This is a genomic window from Corynebacterium hansenii, assembly GCF_030408795.1.
GTDB lineage: Bacteria > Actinomycetota > Actinomycetes > Mycobacteriales > Mycobacteriaceae > Corynebacterium > Corynebacterium hansenii.
Window position 1 is genome coordinate 162,426 of record NZ_CP047211.1, and the last position, 17,047, is coordinate 179,472.

The following is a 17,047-nucleotide window of genomic DNA, read 5'->3' on the forward strand; positions in this document are numbered from 1 at the left end:
CGCATCATGCGGCCCCCGCTTTGCGACGTCCCGACGTTTCCCTTGTTTCGTGCGCGGGCGACCATGCGTCGTCCGCGTTTTTCGTGTGCGCGGATCCCTTTTCGGGTGAATTCCTAAGCAAAATAGAAGTTACGGGTGGTGCTTAAGTGACTATTGGGATTTAATTAAGTTGCGGTGATGTCCCCCAATGCTCGTGGAGTCCGAGGGGCGGCCGCGATCCCCCAACTTGCATTCGCGAAATGCACGACCCGAGAGGAAGTCCATGAGCAATCGAGTCACCCGCGCCGCCATCTCCGGCGCCGCCGCCACCGTTCTGCTGATCGGCGCCGCCGCTCCCGGCCTCGCGCAGCCGGCCATGCCGGCCCTGCCCGACGGCGTCGGCGACGCCATCTCCCGTGCCGCCGAGGCCGCGCCCGGCATCGAGAACCTGATCCTCGGCCAGCGCACCCAGATCGGCGATCACCTGACCCAGGCCCTCGTGTACGACGCGAAGCTGTACAAGCAGCTCATGGGCTCCCAGTTCGTCGTCCAGGGCGAAAAGATCACCGTCCGCCTCGAGGTCGACGGCAACTCCGGCCAGACCCACGTCCACGGCGTGACCGACGTCATGCCCGCCGGGTTCAAGTTGGAATCCGTCGTCTACAACGCCCCCGACGGCAACGCCGTCACCCTCGAACCCTCGCAGTACCACACCGAAGAGCGCGGCGAGGTGCAGGACACCCGCGTCGACTTCGCGTCCAACGGCATCGGTCGCGTCCGCATCGGCAACGAATCCCTGTCCGTCGATTTCACCTACGTCGCCCCCGAGAAGACCGGCTGGAACCAGACCGGCGGCGGCATGGAGATCTCCGGCGCCGGCGGCTTCGCTTACCGCCAAACCAAGGTCGACACCGGCGGCCCCTCCGTCAACGTCGTCGCCCGCCCGATCGTCCCCGGCCAGCCCACCGACCCGAGCGGCTCCACCGGCTCCATCGACTGGGGCTCGCTGAACATCGGCAACTCCGGGTCCGCCAAGTAGCGCACCCCCTGCGGCGCGGTGAGCGTCGCAAAGCAGCATCCCGCCCGACGCCCCGCCACCCGGGAACGGCCCGGGTGGCCGGAAACCACGACTCCAGAACCAGGAGAACCAATGAAGAACACGACCCGCATCGCCCGCGCCGCCGCAGCCGCGGGCATCGCCGCCGCGATGGCCATCGGCGCCGCGGCCCCGGCGTCCGCCCAGATCAAGCCCGTCCTGCCCGACCTCGGCTCCCTCATGCCCGGCATGCCGGCGTCCTCGGCCGAGAAGGTCCGCCTCGGCGAAACCGGTGGCCTGATCTGGAAGGGGGAGATCTACAAGCAGGTCACCCGCGGCGCCACCGTCATCCCCGGCGGCCTGGTGACCACACGGCTCGAGGTCCGCGGCATGACCAACAGGGGCGAGAAGCTCCGCGAAATCGCCGACATCATGCCCGAAGGATTCGAGCTGGTCAGCGTAACCCGCATGAAGGAAAACGCGCTCGGCGAGGCACTGCACGTCGTGCCGGCCAACGACTACACCAACGTGCCCGTGGCCAACGGCATGCGGGAGGTCCGCCTGTCCTGGACCGAGGGCGGATTCCTCGGGCTGTTCGCCGACAACCCGACCGTGTCGACCTCGAAGTCCGTGGTCGTCGACTTCACCTACCGCGCCCCGCGCGATCTGGGCCAGTACCAGCACGGCGCGTTCTTCCGCATGGGCTCCGCCATCGCCCCCGAGTTCCGCACCGAGACCGGCGGCACGCCGATCACCGTCGAAAACTCCCCGAAGGCCGCGTTCGGGTCGCTGGGCTCCAGCTGATCCCGCCCCGCCGAACGGCCCCCACCCCGTCTTCCCCGATCGCGGGGACGGCGGGGTGGCGGCATCCCGGGGCTGTGCTTGAATCGGAGACAAACGTTTGATGAGGAGCCACGGCAACCATGAGCAGTCCTTTTGGCGAAGATCGGCCCGGCCGCAGCGGCGGCGAGGATTCCACGGCGCAGTGGCGTCCCGTCGAGGGGCAGGCATGGTCCAACGTGCCGGGAATGGGCGCCGGGGCGCCGCGTGATTCCGGTGCCCCGGGGGATCCGCGCACCGGCGGATACCCGGCCGTGCCGGGCGGGTATCCGGGCGGGCCGGGCGGATACCCGGGCGGGCCGGGTTACCATCCGGGTTCCTACCCCGGCGGCCCCGGGCCGTACCCCACGGACCCCCGCGGGTTCCCTCCGCCGCAGCAGCCGCAGGGCGGGGGCGCGGGCCGCATCGCGCTGATCATCGTGGTGATGCTGCTGCTCGTCGCCGCCGGCGCGGGGTTGGGCTATTGGATCATGTCGCGCGAGGACCCGTCCGGCGAAGGTGCCGTCGCGCGCCCGGCGTCCGAGCAGCCGCAGCCCGGGTCCACTCCGGCGCAGCGCCGGGCGGAGGGCTTCGAAGCCCCCGCGAACTGGTCCCATTGCGGCGGCTCCGGCGCGCCCGGCGACCTGAACCTCTACTACGCGGGCACGGGCACGACCAGCTGCCCCTTCACCAAGGCCGTGCGCGACGCGTTCGTCGACCACTACAACGCCACGGATCGGCTCGAGGGCACGATCACCGCGTTCAGCCCCGTCACCCGCCGGAACTACACCATGACGTGCACCGACGACGGCGACTACGTCACCTGCCGCGGAGGCAACAACGCGGTGGTGCACATTGTCTAGGCGCCCCCGGGCGGGGCGCGCGGGTGCCGCGGCAGCGGTGACCGTCGCGGCCGCTCTGCTCCTCGGCGGATGCACGTTGCCGGGCGGCACCCGCGATGCCGGGGGAGCGGGCGACGACCGGCCGAACCCGACTCCGCCCGCCTCGGCCAGGGCCGATGCCGACCGGCCCGACCCCACCGGCCCGGGGAAATCGCCCGGGCAGGCGGATGGCGATTTGGCGGCGGAGATCGATGCGATCGTCGAACGGTGGGGCGGCCGCGCGGGTGCGGCGCTGGCGGTCCCCGGCACGGGCGGCGAGGCGCCGCGGGTCGCCGGCGAGCTCGTCGACGACGTCGCCTGGTCGACCTCGAAGGTACCCGTCGCCATCGCGGCGGTGCGGGCCGGTGGCGCCGGGGCCGCCGACGTCACCTCGGCCATCGCGGTGTCCGACAACGCGGCCGCGGAGTCGCTGTGGGCGGGCCTGGGGGATCCGCGCACGGCCGCCGCGGCCGCCGACGCGGTGCTGCGCGACGGCGGCGACGCGACCACGCGGGTCAACGCCGAGCGCACCCGCCCCGAGTTCACGGCCTTCGGCCAGACGCGGTGGGCGCTGCCGGATCAGGCCCGCTTCGGCGCGAACCTCACGTGCCTGGACGGCGCCGGCCCGGTCGTCTCGGCGATGGGCGAGATCGCGGATGACCAGCGATACGGGCTGGGCGTCGTCCCCGGCGCGCGGTTCAAGGGCGGCTGGGGGCCCGACGAATCGGGGATGTACCTGGTCAGGCAGTTCGGCACCGTGGCCGTCGACGGCGGCGAAGTGGGCGTGGCCATCGCGGCGCGCCCCGCCGACGGCACCTACGAAACGGGGCAGGCGATGCTCACGGATATCGCCGAAGCCGTCCAACGCCACATGCCGGCCGGGGGCACCTGCTAAGTTCACCGCCGGAAGCCGCCGGCCCCGTTCCCGGGTCCGGGCGGAAGTGCATCGGCGCGGCCGCAACCGGCTGCCGCGCCGTGGTGGAGGCGAAAGGCGAACATGGCGGTACGCGGCAGCGAAGGTGACGCAACGAGGGCCCGGACCCGTCCGGGACGGCGCGGACGGCGGATGAGCCGGCCCGCGCGGCGCGCCGCCACCGCAAGCGTCGCGGCATCGACGATGCTGGTCGCCGCGTGCTCCGGCCCCTCTTTGCTGGATCCGCAGCCCGACGAACCCCCCGAAGAAGCCTGGACCATCGACGGGCGGATGGACCCGGAGCTCGCCGCGGAAATCGACGCCATCGCCGCGCGGTTCGACGGCGAGGCGAAGCTGGCCCTGGCGCTGCCGGGCGCGACCTCGGGGCGGGGACCGGTCAGCACGGGTGAGCTTTCCGACGTCGCCGCGTGGTCCACGTCCAAGGTTCCCGTCGCCATCGCCGCGTCCCGTGAAAACGAGTGGGTCCGCGACCTGGTGCCGCCGATGATCTCCGAGTCCGACAACGACGCCGCCGAGACGATGTGGGTGTCGATGGGCGACCCCAATCATGCGGCGGATGCGGTGAACCAGGTCCTCGCCGACGGCGGCGACACGAACACGGAGTTCGACGCATGGCTCGCCCCGGGGGACACGCCCTGGGAGCTGGAGGACCAGGCGGCCTTCGCCGCGAACCTCCGCTGCATCGAGGGCGCCGAGCCGGTTCTGGACGCGATGGGCGACATCGTCGATTACCAGGCCTACGGCCTCGCCGAAATCGAGGGCGCCCGATACAAGGGCGGCTGGGGCCCCGACGAACAGGGCGGTTACCTGATCCGCCAGCTGGGGGTGTTCCCGACCGAGGGCGGCGTGGTCGGCGTCGCCATCGCCGCCCGCCCCGGCGACACCACCGACGACACCGGCCGGGAGATGCTCGACGCGATCGCCGGGGCCGTCGCTAAGCATGCGCCTCGCGGCGGGATGTGCGAGGACACCCCGGTGGAGTCGTCGAATCGGACCAAGGGGGATGGGGTCACCCGCGGATAATGCGGGTGATGGGGCCACCCGCGGATAAAGGCGGGTGGGAGGGGGCGGCCCCTATAGGCCGAGCGCCGCCAGCAGCCGGTCGGTTTCGGGCGCGTCGGTGACGGTGATGCGGACGCCCTCGCCCGCGAAGAAGCGCACCACGATTCCCTTCTCGGCCAGGAATTCGGCGAACGACCGGGAATCGGCGACGTGGGCGTCGGAAAGCGAACCGGTGCCGGCGAGGGACGCCAGACGTTCCTCGGGCAGCCACACGAAATTGGTCTGCGAGTCGGGGACGACCACCTCCGCGCCGGCCGCGCCATTGACGGCCGCGGTGACGCGCACGCGCTGGTCGCGGACGCCGGCGATGCGGGCCTCCAGCTCGTCGACCGAGCGCAGCGACTCGATGGCCGCGACCTGCGCCAGGGCGTTGACGGAGAAGGGGATGCAGACCTTGTTCAGCGCCTCGATCAGCTCCGCCGCGCCGAAGCAGTAGCCGATGCGCAGGCCCGCCAGGCCGTAGACCTTGGAAAACGTGCGCAGGCCGACGACGTTCGGGTACTTCGCCACGGCGTCGACCGCGTTGGGGGTGTCCACTCCCGTCGCCTGCCCGGTCGCCCCGAGATCGCCGTCGGCGGGGCGCACGAACTCGATGTACGCCTCATCCAGGGCGACCACCACGTCGCCGGGGACCTTGGCCATGAACGCCTCGAACTCCGCGGCGGTGATGGTCGTGCCCGACGGGTTGTTCGGGTTGCAGACGAAGATCAGCCGCGTGCGGTCGCCGATGCGCTCCGCCATGGCGTCGAGATCGTGCCGGTGATCGGCGTCCAGCGGCACCGCCACCGGCACCGCCCCCGCCACGCGGGCGAGGATCGGGTAGGCCTCGAAGCTGCGCCACGCGAACAGCACCTCGTCGCCGTCGGCGCAGGTCGCCTGGATCAGCTGCTGGCACAGCGCCGACGAACCGCAGCCCACGGCGACCTGCTCCGACTGCAGTCCCAGGTGATCGGCGATGGTGGCGCGCACGTCGACGGCGGCCATGTCCGGGTACCGGTTGACGCCCGCCGCGGCGTCGACGATCGCGTCGCGCACGGACGGCAGCGGCCCCTGCGTCATCTCGTTGCTGGCGAGCTTCAGCGCGCCGGGCGTCATCTTGCCGGGGACGTACGAGGGGATCAGGTTCAGGTCCTCGCGGGTCATCGGGCGGGCCTGGACATGGGAAGTGCTGCCGGTCATGGCGAAAACCATACGCGCCCGCCGGCCCGGCGACGGCGCCGGGGCGCTGGTTGGGGCGTGTTTCGGGGCCGCGCGGAGGGGGCGCCGGCGATGCGACCGGCGGGTTTTTGCCACGCGGTGAGGCGCTCGGCTAGAATCCCCGTGGTGCACGGAGGCGTGCCAGAGCGGCCGAATGGGGCTCCCTGCTAAGGAGTTGCCTGTCTTGCGACGGGCCGGAGGTTCGAATCCTCTCGCCTCCGCCACACGCGCCCGTAGCTCAACGGATAGAGCATCTGACTACGGATCAGAAGGTTAGGGGTTCGAATCCCTTCGGGCGCACCAACGACCCCGGTACGCGATCGCGTGCCGGGGTTTTCGCGTGCCGGGGTTTTCGCGTGCCCCTTCAGATCCAGCCTTCCTCCCACGCGAGGTCGGAGGCTTCGCGGCGGGTGGCGACGCCCAGCTTGCGCATGGCCTGCGACAGGTAATTGCGCACGGTGCCGGGGGCGAGGTGCAGCGCGTCGGCGATGTCCTGCACGGTCGCGGCGTCGCGGCCGACGCGCAGGACGTCGAGTTCGCGGTCCGTCAGCGGCGTGCGCTCGGCGCTGAGCGCGGAGGCGGCGATGTCGGGGTCGACGTGGCGTTTGCCGGCGGCGACGGTGCGGATGACCTCGGCGAGTTCCGACGCCGGCGTCGACTTGGACACGAATCCGGCCACGCCCGCCGCCATCGCCCGGCGCAGCACCCCGGGCCGGGCGTGCCTGGTGACGATCACCGTCTTCGCCGTCACCTTCTGCGCGATTCTCTCGGCGGCCTCGACGCCGTCGTGGCCCGGCATCTCCAGGTCGAGCAGGCACACGTCGGGTTTCAGCTCCGCCGCGGCGGCGACCGCCTGTTTCCCGTCGCCCACCGACGCGACGACCTCGATGTCCTCCTCCAGATCGAGCAGGGTGGCCAGCGCGGTGCGGATCATGTCCTCGTCGTCGGCGAATAGCACGCGGATCATCGGGGGACCTCCTGGTCGTCGGTGCCGTTTGTGTTGTAGGCACCGCTGGTGCCGTTGGTGCTGTCGGCGCCGTTTGTGCCGTCGTTGGGGCGGTTGGCGGGAATGGTCGCGGTCAGGGTGAACCGGCCGGGCGCGCCGGGCGATGCCGGCGCCGGGCCGTCGTTAAGCACGCTCAGCGCGCCGCCCGCATCGCCGACCCGTTTGCGCAGGCCGGCGAGCCCCGACCCGTCGCTTCCGCTTGACGACGGCCCGCCCCCGCCCTCGACGGCGTTGCCCATGCGCAGCTGCCAGGAATCATCCGGTGCCCGCGCGATGGCGACGTCGACGGGGCCGGGGGAGCCGTGGCGCAGGACGTTGGTCGTGGCCTCGCGCAGCACCCGGCCGAAGACGGCGCGGATGGCGGGGTCGGCGGGCAGGTCGGGGGCGTCGACGGTGCAATCGAAGCCGGCGGCGGCGAGAACGTCGCGGGCGTTGTCCAGCTCCTCGTCGAGTTCCGGTGCCCGGTAGCCCTGGGCCAGCTGGCGCGTCTCCGCCATCGCGTCGGCGGCGAGGGTCCGGACTTCGGCGATCTGGGCGCGGGCGGCGGCCACGCGATCGTCGCCGCCGTCGGGCAGCAGGCGCTCGGCCAGCTCCGCCTTCAGCGCGATGACCTGCAGCGTGTGGCCCTGGATGTCGTGGAGATCCGCCGCGAACCGCAGCCGCTCGCGCGCCACCGCCAGACGGCTTTCGGTCTCGCGGGCGTCGTCGACGCGGCGGACGACGTCCCACGCCCACACCGTGGTCCAGATGATCGGCGGGAAAACGACGTGGAGCGCGAACGCCGGGTACTGGAGGTCCGCGCCATCCGGCGAGGCGATCCGCTCCACGGCGATTGCGCCCGCGACCACGGCCGCCGCCGCCCACCAGGACCGGCCGCCGACCAGACACGCCAGCAGCGACACCGCCGTGATCAGGGGCAACGCCGACCATTGCAGCGGTGCTGCGAGAGCCAGGATCGCCGCGCCGGCTACCACCATCGCCGCGGCCACCGGCCAATTGCGCACGCCGTCGCCCATGCCGCGCCGGAGCGCGCCCATGAACGACAGCTGCACGCCCGCCGACACCGCGCACAGCACCGCGATGAGCACCGCCCGGGCCGGTTCGGTCTCCCCGCGAGCGAAGGCGGGCACCAGGACCAGCGCGTTGCCCGCGCCGATCAGCGCCACCAGGCCCGACGCCGAATACCACCAGCTCGCGCGGACGCCACCGGCGACGCCCTCCCTCGGGCGCGCGGCGGCGGTGGCCGAAAGCTGGCCCGCGCCGCGCGGGACGGGACGGGCGGTGGAGGCGTCCGTGGCGTCGGTCATGGGCACCACCGTAGAGCAATGACAATTGTCATGGGCCCGGCATGACACACATCCGGGCAGGTCATGACGGTGCGGCCCTACCGCGGGGCGGCGCGGGCCGCGAAGGTGGAAACCGTAAACGACAACAACGGCCACCGGATGAACAGGGTGGCCGAAACCCGGAAGGAACCGTCATGCAGGACTTCATCGCCGCCCTCCAGAACTTCGTCACCTCCATGCCCGACGCCGCGCAGTTTCTCGGCGTCGTCGTCATCGGCCTGATCCCGTTCGTCGAGTCGCACCTCGGCTCCGTCATCGGCGTCGCCGCCGGCGTGCCCATGCCGCTGGCCGTCCTCGCCGCGACCGTCGGCAACACCCTGTCGGTGCTCGCCTTCGTCTACGCCGGGGCGAAGATCCGCTCCTTCTTCCGCCGCGGCCGCGCCGGGGACGGGCAGCCCGGGGGCCGCCGAGTCTCCCGCGTGAAGCGGAACATGGAGCGATTCGGCGTCCCGGGCGCCAGCCTGATCGGCCCGGCGCTGCTGCCCTCGCAGTTCACCTCGTCGGCCCTGGTCGGCGCCGGGGCCAACCGCGGCACCGTGGTCACCTGGACCCTCGTCGCGGTGGTCCTGTGGGGCGTCGTCTCCGGCGCCACCGCCGCCGGCCTGTTCGGCGCGGCGGGCATCGTCTAGGACGTCGGGGTCCGTGACGTCGCGATTGGCTTCTGCGGCGGTTGAGCCGGGCCGCCACCGCAACCTCCCGGGGCGAAGCGGCTGACCCACCCCGAATCGGGCCCGGCCCGCGCAACCTACCGCGACGCACCGGCTGACCCACCCCGAATCGCGCCGGCCTACGTATCCCGCCTGGCTAACCCACCCCGAATGTGCAGACCCACCCGCTGTAACGGGTGGGCCTGCGCATTCGGGGTGGGTTTACGTGAGGGGGGGGCGGTGTCCCGCCCGCGTGGAAGGGGGCGCCCCGAACCGCTCCCGGCTCGGGATGCTCCGTCAGGAACCGTCCGCATCCAATCCGAGCATTCGGATCTGGGTGCGGACGATGTGCGTCCACAGCAGGTCCGCCGGATCGGCCGTGCCGGTGAAGTGCCCGCCGAGCTCGAGGGTCAGGGCACCGATGAGCTGCGACATTGCGGCGAGGGGCGCCGCCGCGCGGTCGCCGCCGATCGGCTCGAGCTGTTCGGCGAGCGCCGCGTCGACGGGCATCGCGGGGGCGTCGGGGGCGAGGTCCAGGAAGCAGGCGGCCACCCGCGCGGCCAGGGGAATCGTTTCCGGGGGAGCGGTGTAGTCGGGGATCGGGGTGCCGTAGATCAGCTGGAAATCATGCGGCGACGCCAGTGCCCACGCACGCAACTCGTCGGCGCGGCGCCGCCAGGTTTCCGCCGGCACCTCGCCGCCGATGGCCTCGAGGCGTTCGGCCAGATCGCCGTAGCTCTCCTCGATCAGCGCGGTGATCAGCGCTTCCTTGCTCGGGTAATAGCGGTAGACCGCCGAGGACACCATGCCCAGCTCGCGGGTGATCGCCCGCATGGACAGGGCGACGGGGCCGACTTCGGCCAGCTGCTTGCGCCCGATGGTGCGGATGTCCTTCTCCAGTTTCCTGCGGTGGAGCTCGCGTTTTCCGGTCATGCGACCAGTCTCGCACGAATTTCCCGAAAAAAGCGAGCACTGCTCTTGCGCAATCGAGAGCAGTGCTCTAAGTTGTGCATTGAAAGCAAGAGCGGTGCTCACGAAAGTTTCAAGAAGAAGATTCCGAAACGAACTTCCGGGAAACCACGCGGGCGGCGCTCCCGAAAACAAGCAAGACCGACAGGGAAGGCGGAAAGAACCATGAACGCGATGAAGGGACTGAAGGACATGTTCGGCAAGGCGAAGAAGACGACGGGGACCCGAAACGGGGGCGGCCTGCTGCGGTTCGCGCCCGCGGCGACGGCGATCGCGGGTGGTGCGCTGCTGGCGGCGTTCCCGCTGCTGCGCCCCTGGGGCGACAAGACCGGCGTGGCCGCGGAGATGGCCGACGCCTTCGCGTCGCCGATGTGGGTGGCGGCGCACGGCGCCGGGATGCTCGGCTTCCTCGCGCTCGCCGCGGCGGCCCTGGCGCAGGGACGGGGTGGTGCACGGTGGTGGCTGGCCGGAGGAACGGCGCTGATCCTCCCGTTCTTCGGCGCCGAGACCTTCGGGCTCCACGGCATCGCCGCCAACGCCGGGCCGGATGTCGTGGCGGCCGCTGCGGAGGCGGTCCGCGGCGGCGCGGTGCAGACGACGCAGTTCGGCATCGGGCTGCTGTCGATCGCCGTCGGCGGCGTGCTGCTGGCCCGCCGCGACCGCGCCGCGTCCGTCCTGGCGTTCGCGCTGGCCACGTACCTGCCGCAGTTCTTCTTCGGGCCGGAGGTCCGCATCGCCCACGGGCTCGTCCTGCTCGCCGGTGCGGCGTGGTGGGCGACCTCGCTGACGCGGGACGCGCAGCCGGGCGACGTCGCGGCACGGGTCCTCGCCGGAAAGCCGGTCGCCTCGGGCGCCCTTGCCTGACGACGGCCCCTGATTCACCCGGCACCGCCGGATGTTGCCGCATCGGCAATATTCGGCGGTGCCGACGCGTTGTGCGGAGGCGTAGGCCCTTCCCCGAACTTCAAGGAGCGTCCATGATCCGCACCGAGACCATCCTCGACCTGGCCACCATCCGGGGAAACGAGACCCACGCCGAAGCGCTGCAGGGTTCCATCGCGCTGGCGCAGACCGCCGAAAAGGCCGGTTACGGCCGGATCTGGTACGCCGAGCACCACAACATGCCCAGCATCGCGTCGTCGGCCCCGGCGGTGCTCATCGCGGCGATCGCGGCGCGAACCGAGAAGATCAAGTTGGGCTCCGGCGGCGTCATGCTGCCGAACCATGCGCCGCTGACCGTCGCAGAGCAGTTCGGCACGCTGGCCAACCTCCATCCCGGGCGCATCGAGCTCGGCCTGGGCCGCGCGCCGGGCACCGACCAGCGCACCATGCGCGCGCTGCGCAGGGATCCGCGTGCCGCCGATTCCTTCCCCCAGGATGTCCGCGAGCTGCAGGGTTACCTGGGCGACGAAACCCTGATCCCGGGCATCGACGCGATCCCGGGCAAGGGGACGAACGTGCCCATCTACATCCTCGGGTCGTCGCTGTTCGGCGCGCAGCTCGCCGCCGCCCTGGGGCTGCCGTACGCCTTTGCCTCGCACTTCGCGCCGGACGCGATGCTGCAGGCCATGGAGGTGTACCGCGAGAATTTCACGCCGTCCGAGCAGCTGTCCGAGCCCCACGCCTTCGCGACGATGAACGTCATCGCCGCGGACGACGAGGACGACGCCGCCCGCCAGCTCGTCGCCGTCCAGCGTGGGCTGGTGCGCTCGATGTTGGGCCGCGGCGGGCGCCGGTACACCGACGAGGAAGCCGACATGCTCCTGGAGACCCCGCAGGGCATGAAGATCAAGAACATGTTCGGGCACGTCGCCGTCGGCAAGCCGGATCGGGTGCGCGAACAGATCGAGGAGTTCGGGCGGTTCTCCACCGCCGACGAGCTCATCGTCGTCCACCAGGCGACCAGGCTGGAAGACCGCCTGCGTTCCGTCGAGCTGACCGCCGAGGCGGTGGGGCTGGGGAAATGACCCCTCTGCCCGGCAAATGATGCCGCGCCCGGGGAAACCGATTCAGCGCACCGTTGTGCCGTAGGTTTCCGCGATCGCGCGGGCCGTCGCCTTCGCGTGCGGCCCCACGCCGGTGATCGTCGCCGACCCCGGCCCGGCCCAATCCCCGTAGCCGACCAGGTGCAGGCCGGGCACGGTGGGGCGGCGGCCGTCGAGAAGCGACCGCACCGGCCCCAGTGCCGGCCGGAAGCCCGTGCACCAGATCAGATGGTCGAAGCCGCCCGGCCCTCCGAGCTCGTCGAGCGACCGGAACATCGGAGTCGCCCGCAGCCGGCCCTCGTCGCGGGCGGTGAGGACCTCGGGCAGCATGACGATGTCGCCCAGCCGCGAATCCGCCCCGGGATCGTCCTCGCCGCGGAGGATCGCCAGCATCCGCTCCCGGTTGCGCCGGAACAGCACCCGCCCGTCGACGTCGTCCGGCATCCACCGCGGTTCCCTCCGCGTGAACCAGGTGACGTCGGCGACGCGCGTCAATTCCGCCGCGATCTGCGCCGCCGAATTCGCCCCGCCGACCACGGCCACCCGCGATCCGCGGAATGGCTCCGGGCCCGGGTAGTACGCCGAATGCCATTGCTTTCCGATGAAATTGCCCGGCCGCATCGGAACGAACGGCGCCGACCACGTGCCGGTCGCCGCCACGACGTGATCTGCGGTCCAGACCCGGTCCTCCGCGTGGATCACGAACCTCCGGTCGTGCGGATCCGGGGTGGACGGGGCGTCGGAAAGCCCCGGGTCGGTCGCCCCGCCGCGGAAGCCGACCCGCGTCACGTGCACGGGGCGCTCGACGGGGATGGAGTATCGAGTCTCGTATTTCCGCAGGTAATCGATGACGTGCGACGCCGGCGGGAACCCGTCGAACGGCGGCATCGGGATTCCCGGGAGGTTGGAGAAATCCGCCGTGGAGAACAACGTCATCGACGGCCACACGTGGCGCCACGCGCCGCCGGGGCCCTCCTGGTCGTCCAGGACGAGGACGTCGATGCCGGCGCGGAGCAGGTAATGCGCCGTGGCCGCGCCCGCCTGCCCTCCGCCGACGATGATCACCTGGTGGGACGGCGTCGAAGGGGAAGGCATGCGTCCAGGGTAAGGCGGGGCGGTTCGGGCCGATGCGGCGCGGTTGATCGGGGCAGTGGGCCGGCGAGGTGGGCCGGGGCGGTTCCGGGGTGTCCCGGGGGCTTTGGCAGCGGCCCGGAAATGGCATGTGAACTGGGGATTTGTTCGGTGTCGGGGTGCGGGGTATCGTTACATCCCGTTGCACGGGCCAAGCCCGAACAGCACATGCGCCCGTAGCTCAACGGATAGAGCATCTGACTACGGATCAGAAGGTTAGGGGTTCGAATCCCTTCGGGCGCACGGTTTCCCCGGCAGGCATCGCCTGCCGGGGTTTTTCGTCGTGCCCGGATGCCCCGGGGCCGGCGGGGGTGCCGGCCGATGGCGCGGGGTTGGGCAACGGGGGTTTTTCGGCGTTAGCGCTCGCCCGGGAGTTTTCGGCCACGTATCGTTTCGCTTCGAAAAAACGACGATCGAACATTTGGGAGAAGATTATGGCGCAAGGTGACCCGGGGCAGAACGGACCCCAGCAGCCCGGACAGAACGGCCCCGGCCCCGGCCCGGAGGCGGGACCGCCCGGAGCTCCGGGTCAGCCCGGCCCCTACGGTCCGCCGGGGCAGCCCGGACAGCCCGGACAGTCCGGTCCTTACGGCCAGCCGGGTCCTTACGGTCAGCCCGGCGAACCGGGCCAGCTCGGTCAGCCCGGTCAGCCGGGTCCGTATGGCCAGCCGGGTCAGCCGGGTCCTTACGGTCAGCCCGGTCAGCCCGGACAGCCGGGCCCCTACGGCCAGCCCGGCCCGTATGGTCTGCACGGCGAGCCCGAGGGTGCGACGGAGGCCAAGAAGCCCCGCAAGATCCCGACGGTGGTCCGCATCCTCGTGCCGTTGCTGCTCGTTCCCTTGGTGCTGGCGGGGATCGGAAACCTGACCAAGCCGGATCCGATCGAAGTCGGCAGCTGCCTGGAGAAGGAGTCCGTGGACAACATCGAGGACTCGGACAACTCGATGCCCAAGGCCGTGGACTGCAACGACGAGACCGCCGGCTACCGCGTCCTGGCGATCGGCGAGAAGTCGGACGACGTCGAGTGCATCAATGTGCCCGGTGCGACCACGGTCCTGAGCCTCATGGGCGCCGACGTCTCCAAGTACTGCCTGGCGGGCATCGACGAGGACGTCGAGCGCAACATCAACAACATCCAGGTCGGCGAGTGCGTGATCATGGAGGGCGACACCGCCCTGCGCCACGGTTGCGACCAGGCCGGCGCGCTCAAGGTGCTGGCGATCGACAACGACCCGGCGGTCGTCGACTTGCCGGACGTCTCCGGCCAGCCCAACGTGTGCGAGAAGCTCGGCGCCCCCGAGGCCACGCAGTACTACAAGTGGGGCCTCCCCTCGAGCGGCTTCATTTCGGTCCCCGACTACCAAAAGGGCATCTGCATGGCCGAAGTCGGCTGACGCGGCCCGGTCCGGTGGGCCCGGCGGGCGGTGGCTGACGTGCTTTGCGACGCCGCCGGCATCGGGGTCGCCGGCAGGGGACATTTGCCGCCCTTTTACCCCGCGGTGCTGACAGGCTCCGTCACCCGTTGTACTTTTGCGACATGAATGAGCAACGGTGGGGCAACGCCCGCGACGGCGAACCGAACGGTGAATCCGGACGTTACGGCGGATCATCCGGGCCCGGAGATTCCGGCCCTTACGGGGGCGGCGCCTACGGTTCCGGCGGGTCCGATCCTTATGGCGGCGGGGCATACGGTTCCGGCGGGCAATCCGGGGATGGCCCGGGTGGAGCGCAGCCGGGCCAACCGGGCCCCTACGGTCCCGCCGGGAATCAGCCCGACCCGTATGCCCAGGGGTACGACCAGCCCGGCCCCTACGGTCCGGGTGCCGCTCAGCCGGGCCCCTACGGTGCGGGCAATTCCGCCGGTCCCGCAGGGCCTGCCGGCCCCTATGGCCCGGGCCAGCCCAACCCGTACTACGGCGGTCCGGGTGGCCCCGGCGGACCGAACGATCCCTACGGCATCCATTCCCAGGGGCCGGGCGGTGCCCCGCCCAAGAGCAAGGGGACGAAGCCGGCCATCCTCATCGTCGCCTTCATCGTGCTCGTCGTTCTCGGCATTTTCGTGGTGAATTTCCTGAACACCGCGAAGGACATGACCGCCGCCGACCGGTCCTCCGAGTCGTCGACGAGCGCTGAAGCGAGTGGAACGGAGCGCAGTTCCCGCCCGAAGGCCGAGAGCATGCCCGCAGTCGGCGATTGCATTCCCGATCAGGGGGAAGCGGGCGTCCTCATCAACAATGGCGATCTGCCCGAGATCGTCGATTGCGGCAGTTCTCGGGCGGTCTTCGAGGTCCTGCACGTGCGAAAGGATCCCGACGGCACCCGCTGCATCGACATCGATGGCGCGACCGATTCCATTTGGTACACGGGCAGGCCGGACGTCGACGCGTTCTGCCTGATGAAGAAGGGCGAAGACAAGTCCCGCAACATCAACAACATCAAGGTGGACGAATGCGCGGCGGTCGAGGGCGAGTTCGTCTACCGCGCGGAATGCGGCGCGCCGGGCTCGTACAGGGTCCTGGCCGTGTTCCCCTACACGCAGACGTTGCCGGCCACCTACAACGGGCCGATCACCCCGTGCGTCGACGCCGGCGCGCCCAACGCGACCATGGCTTACCAGTGGGGCGTCCCCGACAAACCCGGTTCCGAAGGAGGATTCCAGCGGGCCGTGTGCATGGTCGAGGCCGGCTGACCCGGGCTCGGGTCCGCAGGGGCAACCCGCGCAGGGCGACGCGAACGCGCCGAAGAAGTCCGGAAAGCTCCGGGAACGAATCTCCGGCGCCGCGACGGTGCTTTTCCTGCTCGCCTTCGTCGGCTTCTTCCTGTACACGCGGCCCAACGGTGCCCCCGAGGTCGGCGAGTGCATCGCCGAACAAGAGCGGTACACCAGCACCAGCAGCCGCGACGTCATGCCGGAGACGCTGGATTGCTCCGACCCGGAGGCCAAGTACAAGGTCGTGTCCGTGCGCGCGGTGCTCACCGAGCCCGGCGCCATCCCGCCCGAAAATGACGAACCCGACCGCCCGAAATGACGAAGGCGCCGTCCCCGGCGGGGGACGGCGCCCGACTTTTCGGAGCGTCGTTTTACACGTCGTTCTTGATCAGCTCGTCCAGCGGCGTCTGCGACAGCAGGTACGGGGCGATCTCGAGCACAGTGCGGGCGCCGCGCTCTCCGGCCTCGCGCAGGCGGTGCGCCGCGCGCCCGTAGGCGACCTGCACGGCCGCGGTGAAGTCGGGGTTGCGCTCCAGCTCCAGCCCGAACTCGATGACGTGGCGCGACGTGCCCGCGCGGCCCTGGGTCACCACGTTGCCGCCGTGCGGCATGCCCTGGTGGTCGCGCTCGAACTCCTCGTCGGTGATGAAGTCGACGATGGTCTCGTACCCCGCGAAGTAGTCGGGCATGGTCACGATCGTTTCGCGGATCGAGTCCTGGTCGGCCTCGTCGGCGACGATGTAGCAGTGGCGGATGTGGCACTTCTTGGCGTCCAGGTCGCCGCCTTCGCCCCGCTTGACGGCCTCGATCGCGTCGGGGTTGGGCTTGGTGTACTGCACACCCTTCTTCACGCCGGGCACGCGGCGCACCGCATCGGAATGGCCCTGCGACAGGCCCGGGCCCCAGAAGGTCATCTGGTCGGCGCCCGGCAGGACGGCCGCGCCGTAGACGCGGTTGAGCGAGAAGAAGCCCGGATCCCAGCCGGTGGAGATGACCGCCACCTGTCCGCCCTCGCGGGCGGCGGCGTCCATCGCCCCGCGGTGGCGGGGGATGTCGCGGTGGTTGTCGTAGGTGTCGACGGTCGTGTACAGCTTCGCCAGCTCCGGCGCCTGCTCCGGCACGTCCGTGGCCGAGCCGAGGCAGATGAACAGCACGTCGACTTCGTCGGCATGCTTGTCGACGTCCGCCGCCGGAAGCACCCTGGCGTCGGTGTCCAGGGAATCGCGTCGCGAGAACACGCCGACGAGCTCCATGTCGGGCTGATCGGCGATGACGCGTTCGACGCTGCGGCCGAGGTTTCCGTAGCCGATGATGGCGGCGCGGATCATGGGGGTCCTTTCGTCGG

17 protein-coding genes and 3 tRNA genes are annotated in these 17,047 nt (G+C 70.9%); 14 read left to right on the plus strand and 6 right to left on the minus strand.

Annotated features, from left to right (window positions below):
* Positions 1 to 262: 262 nt before the first annotated feature.
* The 5 genes from CHAN_RS00655 to CHAN_RS00675 all read left to right on the plus strand — a co-directional run bounded on the left by CHAN_RS00655 (position 263) and on the right by CHAN_RS00675 (position 4,672).
* Positions 263 to 1,018: a hypothetical protein gene (locus tag CHAN_RS00655; RefSeq protein WP_290290837.1), complete on the plus strand. Its 756-nt coding sequence runs from the start codon at positions 263 to 265 to the stop codon at positions 1,016 to 1,018.
* A gap of 111 nt (positions 1,019 to 1,129) precedes the next feature.
* Positions 1,130 to 1,819, plus strand: coding sequence for a hypothetical protein (locus tag CHAN_RS00660; protein WP_048743252.1), 690 nt, complete (start codon positions 1,130 to 1,132; stop codon positions 1,817 to 1,819).
* A 119-nt stretch (positions 1,820 to 1,938) separates the two neighbouring features.
* The gene (locus CHAN_RS00665; protein WP_290290840.1) at positions 1,939 to 2,697 is read left to right on the plus strand and encodes a flagellar basal body-associated FliL family protein; all 759 of its coding nucleotides are present in this window, start codon (positions 1,939 to 1,941) and stop codon (positions 2,695 to 2,697) included.
* A 37-nt stretch (positions 2,698 to 2,734) separates the two neighbouring features.
* Entirely contained in the window at positions 2,735 to 3,610 is an 876-nt protein-coding gene (locus CHAN_RS00670) for a hypothetical protein (protein WP_290290841.1), read from the plus strand.
* A 171-nt stretch (positions 3,611 to 3,781) separates the two neighbouring features.
* The gene (locus tag CHAN_RS00675; protein WP_290290843.1) at positions 3,782 to 4,672 is read left to right on the plus strand and encodes a serine hydrolase; all 891 of its coding nucleotides are present in this window, start codon (positions 3,782 to 3,784) and stop codon (positions 4,670 to 4,672) included.
* A gap of 51 nt (positions 4,673 to 4,723) precedes the next feature.
* Here the strand turns inward: CHAN_RS00675 and hisC are convergent, their stop codons facing one another.
* Positions 4,724 to 5,854, minus strand: coding sequence for a histidinol-phosphate transaminase (hisC, locus tag CHAN_RS00680; RefSeq protein ID WP_290293230.1), 1,131 nt, complete (start codon positions 5,852 to 5,854; stop codon positions 4,724 to 4,726).
* 186 nt (positions 5,855 to 6,040) lie between these two features.
* Between hisC and CHAN_RS00685 the strand changes: the two genes are divergently transcribed.
* Positions 6,041 to 6,132: transfer RNA gene (locus CHAN_RS00685), tRNA-Ser, on the plus strand.
* A 3-nt stretch (positions 6,133 to 6,135) separates the two neighbouring features.
* Positions 6,136 to 6,211 (plus strand) — tRNA-Arg (locus CHAN_RS00690).
* A 61-nt stretch (positions 6,212 to 6,272) separates the two neighbouring features.
* Here CHAN_RS00690 and CHAN_RS00695 read toward each other — a convergent pair.
* On the minus strand, positions 6,273 to 6,875 hold the full coding sequence (locus CHAN_RS00695; protein WP_290290845.1) for a response regulator transcription factor: 603 nt from the start codon (positions 6,873 to 6,875) through the stop codon (positions 6,273 to 6,275).
* On the minus strand, positions 6,872 to 8,221 hold the full coding sequence (locus CHAN_RS00700; RefSeq protein WP_290290848.1) for a sensor histidine kinase: 1,350 nt from the start codon (positions 8,219 to 8,221) through the stop codon (positions 6,872 to 6,874). The genes CHAN_RS00695 and CHAN_RS00700 overlap by 4 nt, the downstream gene beginning before the upstream one ends.
* 173 nt (positions 8,222 to 8,394) lie before the next feature.
* Here CHAN_RS00700 and CHAN_RS00705 point away from each other — a divergent pair, with 173 nt between their 5' ends.
* Positions 8,395 to 8,889, plus strand: coding sequence for a hypothetical protein (locus tag CHAN_RS00705; protein ID WP_048743263.1), 495 nt, complete (start codon positions 8,395 to 8,397; stop codon positions 8,887 to 8,889).
* A gap of 315 nt (positions 8,890 to 9,204) precedes the next feature.
* On the opposite strand, the gene CHAN_RS00710 is transcribed toward CHAN_RS00705, so the two are convergent.
* Positions 9,205 to 9,840, minus strand: coding sequence for a TetR/AcrR family transcriptional regulator (locus CHAN_RS00710; RefSeq protein WP_065421536.1), 636 nt, complete (start codon positions 9,838 to 9,840; stop codon positions 9,205 to 9,207).
* A gap of 201 nt (positions 9,841 to 10,041) precedes the next feature.
* Between CHAN_RS00710 and CHAN_RS00715 the strand changes: the two genes are divergently transcribed.
* Both CHAN_RS00715 and CHAN_RS00720 read left to right on the plus strand, forming a co-directional pair.
* Complete coding sequence (locus tag CHAN_RS00715) at positions 10,042 to 10,740, plus strand: hypothetical protein (RefSeq protein WP_290290853.1); 699 nt, start codon at positions 10,042 to 10,044, stop codon at positions 10,738 to 10,740.
* 113 nt (positions 10,741 to 10,853) lie between these two features.
* Positions 10,854 to 11,843 (plus strand): LLM class flavin-dependent oxidoreductase, encoded by a 990-nt coding sequence (locus CHAN_RS00720; protein ID WP_290290855.1) that lies wholly within the window; start codon positions 10,854 to 10,856, stop codon positions 11,841 to 11,843.
* A 42-nt stretch (positions 11,844 to 11,885) separates the two neighbouring features.
* On the opposite strand, the gene CHAN_RS00725 is transcribed toward CHAN_RS00720, so the two are convergent.
* Positions 11,886 to 12,956, minus strand: coding sequence for an FAD-dependent oxidoreductase (locus CHAN_RS00725; protein WP_290290857.1), 1,071 nt, complete (start codon positions 12,954 to 12,956; stop codon positions 11,886 to 11,888).
* A 206-nt stretch (positions 12,957 to 13,162) separates the two neighbouring features.
* Here CHAN_RS00725 and CHAN_RS00730 point away from each other — a divergent pair.
* The 4 genes from CHAN_RS00730 to CHAN_RS00745 all read left to right on the plus strand — a co-directional run bounded on the left by CHAN_RS00730 (position 13,163) and on the right by CHAN_RS00745 (position 16,021).
* Positions 13,163 to 13,235 (plus strand) — tRNA-Arg (locus CHAN_RS00730).
* A gap of 191 nt (positions 13,236 to 13,426) precedes the next feature.
* Positions 13,427 to 14,386: a hypothetical protein gene (locus tag CHAN_RS00735; protein ID WP_290290859.1), complete on the plus strand. Its 960-nt coding sequence runs from the start codon at positions 13,427 to 13,429 to the stop codon at positions 14,384 to 14,386.
* A gap of 143 nt (positions 14,387 to 14,529) precedes the next feature.
* Entirely contained in the window at positions 14,530 to 15,681 is a 1,152-nt protein-coding gene (locus CHAN_RS00740) for a hypothetical protein (RefSeq protein WP_290290861.1), read from the plus strand.
* Between the two features lie 97 nt (positions 15,682 to 15,778).
* Complete coding sequence (locus tag CHAN_RS00745) at positions 15,779 to 16,021, plus strand: hypothetical protein (RefSeq protein ID WP_290290863.1); 243 nt, start codon at positions 15,779 to 15,781, stop codon at positions 16,019 to 16,021.
* Between the two features lie 52 nt (positions 16,022 to 16,073).
* Here the strand turns inward: CHAN_RS00745 and CHAN_RS00750 are convergent, their stop codons facing one another.
* Complete coding sequence (locus CHAN_RS00750) at positions 16,074 to 17,030, minus strand: diaminopimelate dehydrogenase (protein WP_290290865.1); 957 nt, start codon at positions 17,028 to 17,030, stop codon at positions 16,074 to 16,076.
* Between the last annotated feature and the right edge of the window lie 17 nt (positions 17,031 to 17,047).